Annotated in this window: 11 protein-coding genes; all 11 read right to left on the bottom strand. The window is 60.3% G+C overall.

The genetic code is table 11. The annotated features are described in order from the left end of the window. Window positions 1-88: 88 nt before the first annotated feature. Complete coding sequence (locus ORG26_RS22305; protein WP_266365807.1) at window positions 89-1,783, bottom strand: SusD/RagB family nutrient-binding outer membrane lipoprotein; 1,695 nt, start codon at window positions 1,781-1,783, stop codon at window positions 89-91. A gap of 13 nt (window positions 1,784-1,796) precedes the next feature. Next, complete coding sequence (locus ORG26_RS22300) at window positions 1,797-5,165, bottom strand: SusC/RagA family TonB-linked outer membrane protein (RefSeq protein WP_266365805.1); 3,369 nt, start codon at window positions 5,163-5,165, stop codon at window positions 1,797-1,799. Window positions 5,166-5,223: 58 nt separating this feature from the next. Beyond that, a complete protein-coding gene (locus ORG26_RS22295; RefSeq protein ID WP_266365803.1) occupies window positions 5,224-5,655 on the bottom strand; it encodes a hypothetical protein in 432 nt (143 codons plus the stop codon). Between the two features lie 236 nt (window positions 5,656-5,891). Beyond that, window positions 5,892-7,304 carry a Gfo/Idh/MocA family protein gene (locus ORG26_RS22290; RefSeq protein WP_266369460.1) on the bottom strand — a complete coding sequence of 471 codons (1,413 nt, stop codon included), beginning with the start codon at window positions 7,302-7,304 and terminating at the stop codon, window positions 5,892-5,894. 106 nt (window positions 7,305-7,410) lie between these two features. Next, a complete protein-coding gene (locus ORG26_RS22285; protein ID WP_266365801.1) occupies window positions 7,411-8,511 on the bottom strand; it encodes a hypothetical protein in 1,101 nt (366 codons plus the stop codon). Window positions 8,512-8,528: 17 nt separating this feature from the next. Then, window positions 8,529-10,598: a glycoside hydrolase family 20 zincin-like fold domain-containing protein gene (locus ORG26_RS22280; protein ID WP_266365799.1), complete on the bottom strand. Its 2,070-nt coding sequence runs from the start codon at window positions 10,596-10,598 to the stop codon at window positions 8,529-8,531. Window positions 10,599-10,603: 5 nt separating this feature from the next. Then, on the bottom strand, window positions 10,604-11,347 hold the full coding sequence (locus ORG26_RS22275; protein WP_266365797.1) for an SDR family NAD(P)-dependent oxidoreductase: 744 nt from the start codon (window positions 11,345-11,347) through the stop codon (window positions 10,604-10,606). A gap of 71 nt (window positions 11,348-11,418) precedes the next feature. Next, window positions 11,419-12,372, bottom strand: a complete 954-nt coding sequence (locus tag ORG26_RS22270) for a dihydrodipicolinate synthase family protein (RefSeq protein WP_266365795.1) — start codon at window positions 12,370-12,372, stop codon at window positions 11,419-11,421. After that, a complete protein-coding gene (locus tag ORG26_RS22265) occupies window positions 12,369-13,310 on the bottom strand; it encodes a DMT family transporter (protein WP_266365793.1) in 942 nt (313 codons plus the stop codon). The genes ORG26_RS22270 and ORG26_RS22265 overlap by 4 nt, the downstream gene beginning before the upstream one ends. Further along, the gene (locus tag ORG26_RS22260; RefSeq protein WP_266365791.1) at window positions 13,303-14,439 is read right to left on the bottom strand and encodes a mandelate racemase/muconate lactonizing enzyme family protein; all 1,137 of its coding nucleotides are present in this window, start codon (window positions 14,437-14,439) and stop codon (window positions 13,303-13,305) included. The genes ORG26_RS22265 and ORG26_RS22260 overlap by 8 nt, the downstream gene beginning before the upstream one ends. Further along, window positions 14,436-15,407 carry a 3-hydroxyacyl-CoA dehydrogenase family protein gene (locus ORG26_RS22255; protein ID WP_266365789.1) on the bottom strand — a complete coding sequence of 324 codons (972 nt, stop codon included), beginning with the start codon at window positions 15,405-15,407 and terminating at the stop codon, window positions 14,436-14,438. The genes ORG26_RS22260 and ORG26_RS22255 overlap by 4 nt, the downstream gene beginning before the upstream one ends. Window position 15,408: the final 1 nt, after the last annotated feature.

The raw sequence follows: 15,408 nt of genomic DNA, 5'->3' as shown, positions 1-15,408 counted from the left end.
TTAGAAAAAGAAGTGTCACTCCGGCGACGGGCCAGAAGCCAGAAAGGGAGAGAGCAACCACCCTCTCCCTTCCGTCCGGCCCCTTGGGTTACCAGGGTTTATTCGTACCCCGGATGATCCACGGCTTCGACCACTGGCTGTTTTTGCCCCGGGCTCCCGAATAGGTGGTCACTTCCAGGTTACCCAACCCGGCGTCGGTATTGGCGGTATTGAAATTCAGCTCGTTGTCGCCGTACGGAAACCGGACGGGCAGCACCACGGCGGCCGAGGCCGGACCGGCTTTGAAGGCGGGAAGCCCAGTGCGGCGGTAATCGAACCAGGCTTCGGTGGCGGCGGTCCAGCCCGCGATCCACTTCTGTTCCATGATGCGTTCGAGCGTTTTGTTGTAGGCCACCAGTGGATTGGCGATGTAAGTCGCGTACCGGCTGCCGACGCCCCAGGTGTCGAGCGAGTTCTTAACCCCGCTGTTGTAGTGCATTTCGGCATCGCCCACGGCCCAGCCCTTCTGCGCGGCTTCCGCGAGGATAAACGAGACTTCCGCCGCCGACATCAGCCGTGCCCGGAGCAGACCGCCGCTGCTGCCGCGGTAGGTTTCCGAAAGCTGCGAAACGTGCTGGTTCTCCACCACCTGCCCCGGCGTGGGGTTGAAGTTGTACGAGCTGGGATCGACCAGTCCCGGCGGCACGCCGACGTATTCGCCCGTATCGAGTTTGCGGCCCAGCAAAGCGGGGTTATAGTGCCGCGTGAACTTGTTCCCGGCCTTAACTTCCGCCAGATATTTGGCATCCGTCAGCGAAACGGTCCCGGTCTGGATCACGCCGTTTTTGCGGATGAACGGGTCTACGGCCGTCGTCAGGGTCGCGTCTTCCACCCAGCGGCAGTAGACCGGCGCAAACCAGACGGTCATGCGGGGGTCGCCCGTCGCCAGCTGTTTTTCCAGCAGGGTCTGGCAGGGCTTCCGGCGGCGGTACTCCGACGGGTCGGCCTGAAAGGCCACGGCGGCGGGCCAGGAGTTTCCGGCCGTCGTTCCGATGTAATTCATGGTGGCGTCTTCGGCGGCCGTTTTCAGGTAAACGCCCGACGTGTAAATGCTTTCGATGCCCGCCTTGGCCACGTCCGGCATTTTGGCCGAAATCCGCATGTAATACCGCAGCAGCAGCGAATTGGCGAACTTCTGCCACCGCTCCGCATTGCCGTCGAAGTAGATGTCGTACCCCGTCCGGTAGCCGGTCACATCCTTCGTGGCAAACAGGGCCGAGGCCGTTTTCAGGTCTTCGATGATGCCTTTGTAAATGACCTCCTGGCTGTCGTAGGCGGGGCGCAGAAAATCGTTGGACTGCCCGCCCTTGAGGGCATTGGTGTACGGCGCGTCGCCCCACAAATCCGTCACCACGCCGAACATGAACGATTTCATGGTCAGGGCAACGCCCTGGTGGAACTTGTAGCCGAGCTGCGTCGCGCGCTGGTACAGGAAGTCGTTGTTCCGCAGCAGGTTGTACCAGCGGCTCCAGTCCTGCGGGGTCCAGTCGTAGTGGTTATGGCCGCTGTACCAGCCGTCTTTCTGGGTGTGCTGCACCACCCCGGCGATGTCGTTGTAGCCCAGGTCCACGTAACCCATCCCGGCATCGGACATGATGGTCGGCATGAGCATGTTGGGGTTGGCCGTCGCCTGGTCCACCACGTTCGGGTTTTCGTTCAATTCGGTGAGCCGGTCGTCACAGGCAGACAGCAGAAGGATGCCCGAAACGAGCGCGGCTTTGGTCAGTATCTTGAATGAGTTCATAGCGAGTGGTGGTTTAGAAGCTGAAACCTAACTTAAACCCGACCGGAATCGTCCAGGGTGTCACGTTCTGCAGCTCGATGCCCTGGCGGAAGCGGCCGTTGTCGGACTGGAAGGCCCGCTCGGGGTCGATGCCGATCTTGGAGGCGGTCCAGAGCATCAGGTTCCGGCTGAAGACCGAAATGTTGGCGTTTTGCAGCCCGAACAGCCGCGGGAAGGTGTACCCCAGCGAGATTTCGCGGAGCTTCACAAACGAGGCGTCGAAGGTGATCTGCTGGTTGTAGCTCCACGGATAGGTGTCGGTAATCGGGTATACGTTGGTGCCGCGACCGCCCAGGTGCTCGGTGTACGAACCGTCGGCGTTCTGGATCACCCCCGGAATGAAGGCCCCGTCGTATTCCAGCACGCCGTCCCCGTTGGAGTCAAACGGCATGCCGCCGGTTTCCTTCGTGTAGCCGCCCACGCGGGGGAAGTTGCCGTTCTGCGGAATGATGTACTGTTCGGGGTCCGACTTCAGCATGGCGGCCAGGTCGGCGGGCGACATCAGCCCACCCGCGATCAGGTTGTCGATCTGCCGCTGCGAACGCCAGTCCGACTCACCGTAGCGGTAGGTGTACGACTGGAAGTTGCCGCCCTGCCGCCAGTCGAAACTGGCATTCAGCGTCAGGCGCTTGTAGGACAGCGTGGCCTGTCCGCCGACCATGAATTTCGGATTGAAGTTTCCGACTTTCACCCGGGCTTTCCGGTCGTTGACGGCAATCCATTCCCCGTTTTTATCGAGAATGGGCCAGCGGTAGTACGGCGAGTTCGGGTCGGTCACCGTGGCGTACCCCCGGCTGTAGATATTGCCGATTTCTTCGCCCACGTAGGTAAAGGCCCCGCCGTTGTTGTCGTCCCACAACTGGTAGTAGTCGATGCCCGGGGCCAGTTCCTTGATGACGGTCCGGTTCCGGGTGAAGTTCAGGCTTACGTCCAGGGTCCAGCCGTTGAGGTCTTTGATCGGCGTGCCGCCCAGGGCCAGTTCCCAGCCCCGGCTCGCCAGCAGACCGGCGTTGATGAGCTTGCTCGAAAAGCCGGACGACGTGGGCGTGGTCACGCTCAGAATCTGGTTCTTGTTCTCGACATAATAGTACGTTCCTTCAAACCGCAGCCGGTTGTTGAACAGGCCCAGATCGATCCCGACTTCGGTCGAGGTGGCAATCTCCGGTTTCAGCTGCGGGTTCAAAAGCGTTCCCGACACGTTGGTCGTGATGAGGCTGCCCCAGCTTCCGGTGTTCAGCGCCTGCGCCAGCTGGTAGGGAGCGGCGTCGTTACCGACCTGCGCCCAGCCCGCCCGGACTTTGGCCATCGAAATGCTCTGCGGCAGTTTGAAGGTGTAGTTGGCGAGCCAGCTCAGGGAAGCCGAGGGGTAGAAGTACGAGCGGTTGGCCGCCGGAAGCGTGCTCGACCAGTCGTTGCGGGCCGTCAAATCCAGATACACCTGGTCTTTGAAGCCCAGCGACGCCATGCCGTAGAGGCTGTAAATGGATTTTTTGTTGGAAAAATTACTGACGCTGAGCGCCCCGATGGGCACGTTGCTGATGCGGTACAGGCCCGGAATGGTGAGCTGCGTTCCGCCCATGAACGCCTCCGCGTAGGACTGGTTCATGATGTTGCCACCGCCCGACACGCTGACGTCAAACAGGTTTACTTTCTTACGATACGTCACCAGAAAGTCGGCGTTCATTTCCTGCCGGCTGATGTCCTGCAGGTGGTAGCCGCCGTTTCGGGCCCGCGAGTAACTCCAGGGAATTTTGGTTTCCCGGTTTTCGGTGTACATGTCGGTCGATACACGGGCGAAGGCCGTCACTTCCGGCGTGATGGTGGCGTCCAGTTTCAGATTGCCGTACACCCGGTCGCGGACAAAGCCGTTGTTGATGCCGTAGGCCAGAAAATACGGGTTATCGCCGGAGGTGGACGGCGACCGCTGCTGAATCTGCTCACTGCCCGGCACCCAGTAGTTTTTCAGGGTCGTCACGTCGATGTGCGGCCAGAGATAAACGGCCTCCAGCGGGTTGGCACCCCGGTTGCTGGTCGTGGGCCGGTTGTTGGACTTGGACCGGACAAAGTTCAGGTCGGTGCTGAGCTTCAGCGCCTTGTTGAGGTCGAACGTGATCGAGGAAGACAGGCCGTTGCGGAACAGGTCCGAGTTGGGAATCATGCCCTTGTGGGTCATGTTGTTGAACGACACCCGGTAGGTCGTCCGCTCGCCCGAACCCGCCAGCGCGATGTTGTTGGTCGAGGTGATGCCCGTTTCGAGGAAGTTCTTCATGTTGTCCCTGTACGACACCAGCGGCGAGGCGATTTTTTTGCCGTCCGGCCCCACCGGGCTGCTGAACTGAACGGCCGTATTGCCCGCGTCCAGCGCCGGACCGCCCCAGTAGGCCGAGTTCTCGTCCAGCCGGTTGTTGCGGTCGCCGTTGGCGTACTTGTAGTGAAAATCCAGGTAGCGGTACGGGCGCTCAAACACGTTGCTGGTCGAGAACGTCACGCCGAGGCCCTTGCCTTTCTTGCCTTTTTTGGTCGTAATCAGAATCACCCCGTTGCCCGCCCGGGAGCCGTAGAGCGCCGCGGCGCTGGGGCCTTTCAGGATGGTCATCGTTTCGACGTCCTCGGGGTTGAGGTCGGTGATGGCGTTGCCGTAATCGACGTTGTTGCGGTCGCCCATCTGCCGGAGGTTGTTGAGGCTGTTGGCGATGGGCACCCCGTCGATGACGAACAGGGGCTGGTTATCCGTCGTCAGGGATTTGGCCCCGCGGATGATCACGCTGACCGACGACCCGACACCGCTGGTCTGGTTGATGGACACCCCGGCAACCCGACCCGAAAGCGAATTGAGCAGGTTTTCCTGCGCCACGTTGGTCAGGGCATCGCCTTTCAGCTCGGGGGCCGAATAGCCCAGCGAACGCTTTTCGCGCTTGATACCGAGGGCCGTCACGACGGCTTCCTGCAGGGTCACTTCGTTTTCGACCAGCGTCACGTCGATGACGGTGCGGCCCCCGACGGCGACTTCCTGCGAGACGTAGCCGATGTACGAGAACACCAGCACGGCCTTTCCGTCCGGCACTTCGATCGAGTAGTTGCCCCGCGTATCGGAAGTGGCCCCCGACTGCGAGCCTTTGATCACCACGTTGACGCCGGGCAGGCCCTGTCCATCGGTTTGGGAACTTACTTTACCCGTTACCCGAATGGCCTTCGGGTCTTTTGCCGAAAGCTCCGGGGAAGCAGTCGGACTGTCTTTCCCCAGAGCGCGGGGGCCGGGGTCGGCCAGCGACGGAGAGAAGCCTCCACCGGCCAGCAGCAGCAGGGCAATCAGCCGGTTGAGCTTGTGGGAGAAAGTAGACATAACAGTCATAGAATTGTGTTTAAGAATACATGGATTTTGTCCGCCGCCCTGATGCCCGTCAACGCCCGAAAGCGTGGGTCAGGTACCGGGTACGGCGTTCATACAGGTTGAATTGTATCGGTAGAGGATAAAGTCCGGAGGGTGGCATTCGGGCGGCCTGCGCCGTTTCGAGAACCGGGCCGAGCGCCTGAAAAAGAGAAAAGGAGGAGGCCAGACGCCGGCAGTTGATGTCCAGTTTTTTCAGAATGGAGAGCGGGGAGCTTTCGCCGCCGGCCGGTTTATAGTCCCGCTCGGGCTGAACCGGCCGGTCCTGCCCGTCGTGGAACCCGGCGTCATTGACCAGTTGATCGAAGTACCGCTCCAGAACCGCGGAATATTCTTCCAGCGTATCGCTCCGGCTAATACCTGCCAGAAACTCGTCCAGCTCCGCCCGGGAAAGCTGGTTGCTGATCAGACGATCGATCAAATAATCGGCTCTTGACCGTTTCATGCCGTCGCTCTTTGGTAATATGCCTATGATACGGCGCGGGCAGAGCGAAAGGCTATTGGTCGGTGTTAATTTTTTGTGAGCCCGCCGGAAAGAGTCCCGGCGGGCCCGAAAAAGAGAAGAAAAAGCTGGCAGGCAGCGAGTTAAGCCCGCGACAGCCGGGCAATCGGAGCGGGCGGAGAAGAAGGCCGTTCACCCGTTTTCTCCGAAAGACGCCCGTTCAGGGGCAGCGGGCAGGGTCAGATGCGCGCCCGGGTCGTTCCGCCTTTATCCATCGAAATATCGACCGGCCGGTTTTTCTGCCACGAACCGCGGGTGAAGTCCGGAACGTCAATCGAATTGGAGCGGTTGGCAATCGACCACGCGCTCAGCGGACCCACCGAACTCCACAGGGCGGCATCGTACACGTCCTGGTCGAGGGGCAGGCCGTTGCGCAGGCAGTCGATGGTCCGCCAGTCCATCAGGAAGTCCATCCCGCCGTGGCCGCCCACTTTTTTCGCCACTTCGCCCATTTTTTTGACGATGGGCGGCATGTATTTTTCCTCCAGCGCCTGGTATTCCTTCTCCGACATCCACTCGTGGCCGGTCGAGTAGCGGGCCGGTTCGGGGTATTTGAGGGCGATGCCTTTGGTGCCGCTGACGAGCTGGATGCGCGAATACGGCCGCGGAGACGACACATCGTACTGCACCAGAATGGTCTTGCCCTTTTTCGTCCGGATGGTCGAGTTGTTCATGTTGCCGTTGAACGACTTGCCTGCGTACGGCTTGTAAAAGTCATCTTTGGCGGCCAGGTCTTTCGCCATGCTGCCCAGCACAAAATCGTTGGTGGACATGGACGTCAGGTAGTCCATCTGGTCGCCGCGGTTGATGTTGAGCACCTGGCAGATGGGTCCCAGGCCGTGGGTCGGATACAGGTTTCCTTTCCGTTTCCACATTTCGTCCAGTTCCCACATCTGGTAAAAGTGATTTTTGGAAAAGACCAGTTCCTGAAGATTGTGGATGTAGGCCCCTTCGCAGTGGACGATTTCTCCGAAAAAACCCTGCCGCGCCATGTTGAGCGTCAGCAGTTCGGTGAAGTCGTAGCAGCAGTTTTCGACCATCATGCAGTGTTTGCGGGTCCGCTCCGAGGTTTCGACCAGTTGCCAGCATTCCTCGATGGTTTTGGCGGCGGGCACCTCCACGCAGACGTGTTTGCCGTGGTTCATCGAAAAAACGGCCATCGGCGTGTGGTAGGCCCAGGGCGTCAGGATGTAGACCAGGTCGAGGTCGGAGCGCTCGGCCAGCTTTTTCCAGATCTCCGGACTTCCCGAGTAGGTTTCGGGACGGTGGCCGGAAGCCGAAATCCGCTTTTTGGCCTCTTCCACTTTCTCGGCCCGCAGGTCGCAGAGGGCTTTGATCTCTACGCCTTCCAGTTTGTTGAGCCGCTCAACGGCCCCCATGCCCCGGTTGCCGATGCCGATCACGCCCACCCGGACGACCTCCAGCCGGGGAGCCGCGTAGCCGCTCATGTTGAAGGTCTGGGGAGGCGTCCGGCGGGCCTGTTCGGCGATTTGTTCCACCTCTTCCGGCGTCCCGGCGTACACCGCGAGCGGGCTAGCGGCCAGCATGCCCAGCCCGGTTGTTTTCAGAAAATTTCTACGACTCGTTTCCATCATTCTATTCAGATTTCAGAAGAAAGCGAATTGACAAACGAACAGGCCGCTTTCCATCAGGGCCTTCCTCTTGTTTCTTTTCTCTTTTTTCTTGCTGTCTATTCTATTATTTGAGAGTGTTCTGCCCCGCAAAAAGGGCATCGCCCAGAAAAGCAGGGGTGTAGCCTTTGTCCGTCGCCCACGCCACAGCCTTCAGAATGCGGTCGCGGTAGTCGGACTGGTACGCTTCGTAAAACGGGTAGAAGTATTGCTCGTGCACCAGCAGATCCACGTAGGGCGGCAGGCCGGAGGGCTGGCTGGCGTAGCTGTTCAGAAAGGGCACGATGTCGGGCAGTTCTTTCTTGTCCAGCACGATGCTGCTGCGAATAAAGACGATGCCCTCCCCATTGTCGCGCCAGACGAACCGCTTTTTCAGATGCCGCCGCTTTTCCACGTCGAGGTAGTACGACACGGCGGGCAGGTCGTCGTCGACGTTGAAATAGCCCAGTTGTCCGATAAAACCGGCATCCCGCAGCGCCCGCGAGCCTTCCACGGTCGCCTCGCCCCAATGCACCGTCGTGATCGGACCGATGAGTTCTTCGCCCGCAAACCGCCGGATTTCGGCCATCACAAGGTCGCAGTCCCCTTTTACCTGCGCGTATCCGGCTGTCCGGTACGGCATGTCCGGGAACTCGCCCAGCGCGTGGAAGCTGAGCCGCAGCCAGTGGGCATTCTGCCGCCATTCGGAGCGGTATTTGTCCGGAAACTGCGACAGGTTGAAGCCTTCGGTCTGGTAAAAAAGGTTGAGGTGCACCTTCGTCCCGTAGCGGTCGTGGACCTGTTTCAGAAAGCCCAGAAACGGGTTGTCGAACAGGGAAGCGTAACGGTCCTGCTGCTGAAAAATGTCGCGCAGAAACCAGATGTTATCGTCGATCGACAGGCGGTAATGGCCCGCGAAGTGCCTCAGCCAGAAGACCGTGATCTGTTTCCGCTCGCCCGTTTGGGTATCTTCCGCCTCCAGGACATTTTCAAAATCGGTCAGCCGGACGGTGGCCGTAAAAAGGCCATGCTGCCCGCGGGCCTCCACCCCGTTGATCGTCACGGCATGGTCGGCCGGGGCGGCGACCCGCACGGTGATGCGCAGGGAACGGTCGGTCAGTTCGCCATCCCGGATATGAAGCATGTCCCCGTCGATGGGACTCACAAATTGTAACCGTTCAGTATGCATGGTTTCAGGGCAACAGATTAAAAGTCAGGGCTGAACAGAACCTCAAACGCGGGCGTCGGTTCGGTTTTTTTCTGCTGAATTTTGTAATCCAGCACTTTCAGATGCAGCTTCCGCCAGAGGCCGAAATCGAGGTCGAAGCGCCCGAGGATGGTGTTGAGCCGGTACGGCAGGCATTCCGACAGCCAGGCTTCGGCGTAGGCGGCTTTCAGTTCGCCCGTTTCGTCCATGGCGTCCACCAGCAGGCTGTGACAGGGATAGGTCAGGTCGTAGTAGACGTAATCTTCCCTTTTTTTCTCGACCATCGCCTCGTTCCAGCGGTCGGCAATGGCTTTGGCCCACAGAAAGCGCATGGCCGAATAATTGACCAGCCGGGCCGTCACCAGCAGCGACTGCACAAACCCGCTGTCCGCCCCGGAGACTTTCGCCAGCGCCGTAATCAACTGCCCCTGCGCCTCTTCGGTATGCGCACGGACGGCCTCCAGATCGGCCAGGTGGTCGGCGGTGTTTTTGAGGTAATACGGCGAAAACGGATTCGACCAGCTTTCGACCAGCGTTCCGCGGGGCAGGCTCTGGGTGTTTTTTCCGCCGAGGCACTTTTCCAGATGCTGCCCCGCCACGGCGAGGTGGTCCAGCGCCCCGCGCATCTCGTCGGCGATGGCCGGGTACAGCAGGGCCGCATAAGCCCCGGTGAAGGTCGTTTTGTCGGGCACGGTCCCCTGCCACGCGCCGATGCAGCCGTAGGCCATGAACAGCCACGACGCCCGCACAAACGGCTCGACGGAATCCGTCCAGACGGACGTGATGTACCCGCGCGTCTGGTGCTTCAGACCTACTTTCAGGCAGAGGTCCATGTTGGTGTAGGTGTAGTCGGCGGAGGGATAGAGGTGGCCCCAGCCCGACACGGCGGGCTGAATGAAAAACGGTTTCCGCTCTTTCAGGACTGGATTGAGGTAATGGTAAATGGCCGTCGTATCGGGCGTATATTCCCAGATGACCGGCACCACCTCGGGCGGAAAACGGGCGATGATGTCGGGGTAAAACGAACTCATGTCCGTCCAGGCCATGAGCGTTTTGCCGTACTTTTTCAGTTCCTGACTGACGAAGGAAAGCTGTTCGAGGTATAGGTTTTCGGGGTTCAGCCCGGCCGATGGGTCCGCGGCGAGGCGTTTGGTTTCCCAGGTCTCGTCGAACCCGACGTGAATGAACGGACTGCTGAACAGGTCTGTGTACTGCCGGATCCAGTCGGTCAGCAGGGTCCGCACGGCGGGTTGGCGCGGGTCCAGTTCGTGCCCGTAGGTGCCGATGGCCAGCGAAGCGTACTTTTCGTTGCGGATCAGTTCGTGCAGGTGGCCGTAGAAATTGACAAACGGAATCACGTCCATATGCCGCTGCCGGGCGTAGGCAATGATGCTCCTCACCTCGGCTTTGGAATAACTCGCCCGGTAGTTCAGCGTCGGGTAGCCGTCCAGCTGAATGCTGACTTCATTATAGAAATAATACTGGTTCGTTTTCCAGCGGGCCAGAAAGTCAATCTGTCGTTTGATCTCCGCGACGGTCAGCAGGCCGCCGTGGGCAAAGTCCATCATGACGCCCCGGTAGGCGAGCCGGGGTCGGTCTTCAATCGTTACGGTGGGTACAAAAGCGGCGTTTCCCGTGCCCTGCATCAGTTGCCGGATGGTCTGCACGGCATAATACAGCCCCGCCGAGGTCTGGGCCGTGATGTCGATGCCTTTGGGCGTGACGGCGAGCCGGTACTGTTCGCGGAGGTTGCCGTTGGTGGCGTCGTCGGGGCCGGGCAATTCCTGCCCCGCTGTTTTCACGACCCACCGGACCGTCGCCGCGCCCGCCGACGGAGCCGCTTTGACGGGCTGGCCGCTCCGCTCGCGCATCCAGCCTTTCAGCTCCTGCAGGGCGAAAACGACGTCTTTCGGCGCGTTGGGAGCGATAAAGAGGGACACGTCCCGCAGCGGCAGCCCGCCCGTCCCGTACTGAGCGGACAGCGGCTGGGGAAGCAGTTCCGGCCGCTCGGCGGCAACGGCGGCGCTTCCCAGCCAGCTAAGCAGCCAAAGGCAGACAACCTTTTTCATGGTGTTCAGTACGTCGCCCGGCCGCCCGACAGGTCGAAGGTGAAGCCGGTAGTGAAACTGTTTTTAGGTGAGACGATATAGGCCGCCAGGTTGGCCGCTTCGTCGAGTGTGCCGCAGCGTTTCATCGGTATCTTGTCGGTCATGTACGTCACCTGCGCCTCCGGCATGGCGTCTACCAGCGGGGTGCGGATCACGGCCGGGGCCAGCGCATTGACGGTAATGCCCGTTTCGGCGTATTCCTTGCCCTGCACCTTGGTCATGCCGATGACGGCGGCCTTGGAAGCCGAATACGCCAGCATCCCCGCGTTGCCTTCCTTGCCGGCGATGGAGGCGATGTGCAGAATCCGGCCGTACCGCTGCGCCAGCATGGCGGGCAGCACGGCTTTGGAGGTGTAGAAGCTGCTCATGAAATTCACTTCGAACACCTTGTGCAGGTTCTCGCTGCTGACCTCGTGGCTGCGGATGTTGGTGAGGCCGGTGATGCCGACGCAGTTGACCAGAATGTCGATCCGGCCGTAACGGTCCAGCACCTGCGCCACGGCCTCCTGCACGCGGCTTTCGTCCGTCACGTCGACGCCCAGCAGCAGCACGCTCTCGTCGTCGGGTCCAAATTCTTTCTCCAGTCCTTCCCGGTTAAAATCCAGGAGGGCCGTCCGGGCTTCTTCGGCCAGCAGTTTGTGGGCGATGGCTAACCCGATTCCGGAAGCCGCTCCGGTGATCACGGCCACCTGTCCGCTGAATTCGCGCATGTGTTTTGTTGTCGTTAGAATGAATTACTACGAAGGACACGGAGGTCCGAAGCCGTCCGCCGGGTCCGGTTTTACGCCAGCACTTTTTCGGCGGGCCGGATGGCGTAGGTTTCGTCGCTGAGCAGTTCGAGCACCCGCTGGTTCAGTTCCCGGATGTACCGCACGCTCGACGGGTCCGGAAGGTAGGCCGCCTGGCGGGCAATGCTGTTGTTGAGGACGCCGCGGGCCATCAGCAGCTCTTTTTCGGCATAATGAAAAAGCTCCATGTTTTGCAGGGAAAAGAAGATTTGCGGCATAATCTTCTCAAACAATTCGAACGCTTTGGCATCTTCGCCGTTTTTGCGCAGCGTAAAGACCCGCTGGAGAATGTCGGCCACGGCCAGCCCCGGCATCACACCCCGGATGCCGACCGGCACCAGTTCGAGCATGTACAGCCCGCCCCAGCCTTCGAAAAGCCCGATTCGGCCTTCGGTCGCCTGGATGATGCTTTCAAATTTCGGGGCACAAAGCGGCTCTTCCAGTTTCAGGTATTTGAAGTTCGGATGGTTGTCCATCAGTTCCTGAATAAACGGAACGCTGATGGAAGACCCGCCGGGGTTGAAATCCTGAATCAGCACGGGCGTGTCGGGAATGGCTTTCAGAAACTCCGACAGGTAGACTTTCAGGGACGCTTCGGGCAGGCTGAAAATGCGCGGAACGGCCAGCGAAATCACGTCGGCCCCCGCCTCCACATTGGCCTGCGCCAGCCGGATGGCGACTTTCAGGGACGGGTGGTTCGACTGGGCGACGATCTTCATCCGCCCGGCCGCCTGCCCGACCGCCACCCGGACCACCTGAAGCTTCTCGTCGTCCGTCAGTTTGTAAAATTCACTGGCGTAGGCCGGCAGACAGGCGGCCCCGATTCCCCCGGCGATGGCAAATTCAACCAGGTGGCGCAGGGCCTCTTCGTCAATCTCCTCCTGTTCCGTAAAAGGCGTCGGAATAATGGGCACCACCCCGTACAGTTCGTTGTCTTTCGTAGTCATAACTTGGCTGGTTCTTGGTTGATATTCACCACTTTCTTTTGTTGCGCTTTCGTATCGACGATGGATAAAATCAGGGTTGAGGCCAGCACGAGCAGCCCGCCGATGATGGCCTGGGTGTTCAGGGTTTCGCCCAGCCAGAGGGCCGCGATCGGCAGCCCCATAAACGTGATGAGGTAATTCGACAGGGCGACCTGCGTGGCGTCCAGATTTTTCAACGCCCTGAAAAACAGGAGCATCGACAGGAAATTGTGGAACAGCGTCAGCGAAATCATGCCGATCCAGGTGTTGGTCGTGTAGTCCGGTATCCGGCCGAACGCCTCGGGTTCGTAATACAGCACCAGCGGCGTGAGCAGAATCGACATGACGAGGTAGGTGTAAAATACCATCTCCATTTCGGTGTACTGCGCCGCCACTTTCTTGCAGCCGACGTTGTAATAGGCGTTGCCGAGAATGGCCACAAAAATCATGAGGTTACCCACGGCGTAGCGCGAACTCAGATCGGCGTTTTTGATGTCGTCGGTCGAGCAGAGCACCACACCCACAATGGCAATGACGAAGCTGATCCACCGCGCCCGGTTCATGGTTTCTTTCAGCAGCACAAAGGCAAACACGGCCGTGATGACCGGCAGCGCCAGCACCAGAATCGCCGCGTTGCTCGCCAGCGAATACTGCGTGCCCCAGGTCATGAGCACCTGCGAGGGAAAAGCCCCCAGCGCCGCCAGCTGCACAAAAATCAGCGCATCCTTCAGCTTCTTGTTTCCTTTCCGAAAATCCCGGATCACGAAAGGCCCCAGAAACAGGGTGGCCAGCAGCATCGGCGCCCAGACCGTGAAATACGGCCCGACCTGGTCCTGCGTCAGCTTGATGCTGGTAAAATGAAAGGCCCAAATCAGGTTGCAGAAGAACAGGATGGCCCACGACATCAGGGATTTATTCATACGTGCTGGTTAAAATCTGGTTTGTTGAGTAGCGGTCGAGGGCGTCCCGGTCGAGCTCGATGCCGAGGCCTGGCCCCTGGGGCACCCGCGCCGCGCCGTCCTCAAAGTGAATGGGGTCCACCAGCAGGTCATCCGTGCGGACGAGTTCGCCGAAGAGGTCCGACGGCAGGGTGCAGCTGACGCTGGCGGCCGCAATGTGCAGGCCCATCGTTTCCGAAATGCCGAGGTCCACCTCCGACCCGCGCCAGCAGGCTTTGCCCTCCAGGTGCGCGATTTCGGCCAGCAGCACGCAGTTGTACGCCGAGCCGTTGAAGTTGTAGCCATCGACGGCATCGGCCCGGACAAAGGCGATCATGTCGCGGATATCCTGGGTGTAGGGCAGCGAAATATGGCGGTACATCGGCATCCCCAGCGTTTCGCGGAGGTATTTGTACCCCGCCACGTCGCCGTGCAGAATCGGGTCTTCCAGCCCGAGCATGATGCTTTTGTCCACGCCTTCCATCAGCCGCAGGGTCGTTTCGACATCGGTCCAGCGCTGGTTGGGGTCGAGCAGAATCCGGATGCCGTCCCCGCATTTTTCGCGGATCGCCTCGGTCCAGAGCCGCACGGGATCTTCGTCCGAACACTTGAATTTGAACGCCTTATGGCCTTTCTGCATCGCTTCCCAGGCTTTTCGGGCGGCGTCTTCGGGCGTCCGGCGGCCGGTCCAGCCGAAGCAGTCGATGCGGTCGCGGTACGCCCCGCCGAGCAGCTGGCTCACGGGCACGCCCAGCAGCTTGCCGACCACATCCAGCACGGCCGACTCAAACGCTTCGTAAATCCGCTGGTCGGTAATCGGCAGGCGACGCCAGTTCAGTTTCAGCACGTCCTGCCCGACCAGCGTGTTCATGGCTTCCCCGATCGGGGCGGCTTCGGCACTGCGGTAGGTTTCGCCGAGGCCCGTCAGGCCGTTCTGGAGCGTCAGTTCGATGATCCATTTGGGCTGGTTGGCAAACTCCGTCCAGCGTTCCCCGGTCAGAAATTTCTGGGCGAAGGCGGCGTCTTTGTCGATCACCTCCTCCGAATTGAGGCTGCCCGGCCGGGCCGGGACGATTACTTCGGTCGCTTTTATGGATGCAATGCGCGTCATTGGGGGCTTTCAGCGGGTGTCGGGGTGTATTTCTGGGCCAGTTTCCGGATGTCGTAGCTGAACTCGATGAAGCGGGTCTCCCACTCTTCGGCCGTTTCGGGCGTGTAGGGATAAAAGCCGTGGGCGTTGCCGACGCCCTTCGCGCCCGCCGCGACGAGGTCTTCCATCATCGGGGGTGTTTCGGTCGTGTTGCTGAGTTCGGGAAAGAGGTCTTTCATCACGGTGAGGTAAGCCGGGATACCCGTCAGGTCCATGAAGCGGAACGGCCCGGCGAAGGTGATCCAGTAGCCGAGGTCGTTGCGGAGCGAGCGGTCCACGTCTTCCACCGTGGCGTACCCGTTTTCGACCAGATAAAACGCTTCCCGCAGCATGGCGTACATGATGCGGTTGGTGATGAATCCGCGAATGTCTTTCCGGAGCAGGGAGGGTTCCTTGCCCCAGCTTTCGGCCAGCGCCACCATCCGCTGCGCGCAGACCGGATCGGTATCTTTTCCGCAAATGATTTCCATGAACCGGGTGATGTGCGCCGGTTCGGCCCAGTGGATGCCGAGCACGCGTTCGGGATGGTTCAGCCCGCTCTGGAGCAGGGAAACCGGAATGGCGGAAGTGTTGCTGCCGATGATGGCCGTGGGCGAAAGCACCGTTTCCAGCTGCGCATACAGCCGTTTTTTCTCGCCCACATTTTCGATGATGGATTCGATCACGACCTCCAGGCCCCGCAGGTCGGCCACCTCGTCGGTGATGCGCAGGCGGTGCAGCACCGCATCCGGCTCCTCCTCCAGCAGTTCCTCGCGCTGAAGCTGGTGCAGGTACTCCCGAATGCGGCCGCGGGCTTCGTCGGCCCCGCCGAGGTCTTTCACCAGCGCGGTTACGGGGTGCCCGGCCGCCAGCAGACAGGTCGCAATGCTGCTGCCCATCAGTCCCAGCCCGACCGTGCCGAGGCGTATTTTTTGCGTTTCGTAGGTCATG

The organism is Tellurirhabdus rosea, assembly GCF_026278345.1.
Lineage (GTDB): Bacteria > Bacteroidota > Bacteroidia > Cytophagales > Spirosomataceae > Tellurirhabdus > Tellurirhabdus rosea.
This window is presented reverse-complemented; position numbering and strand designations above follow the sequence as displayed.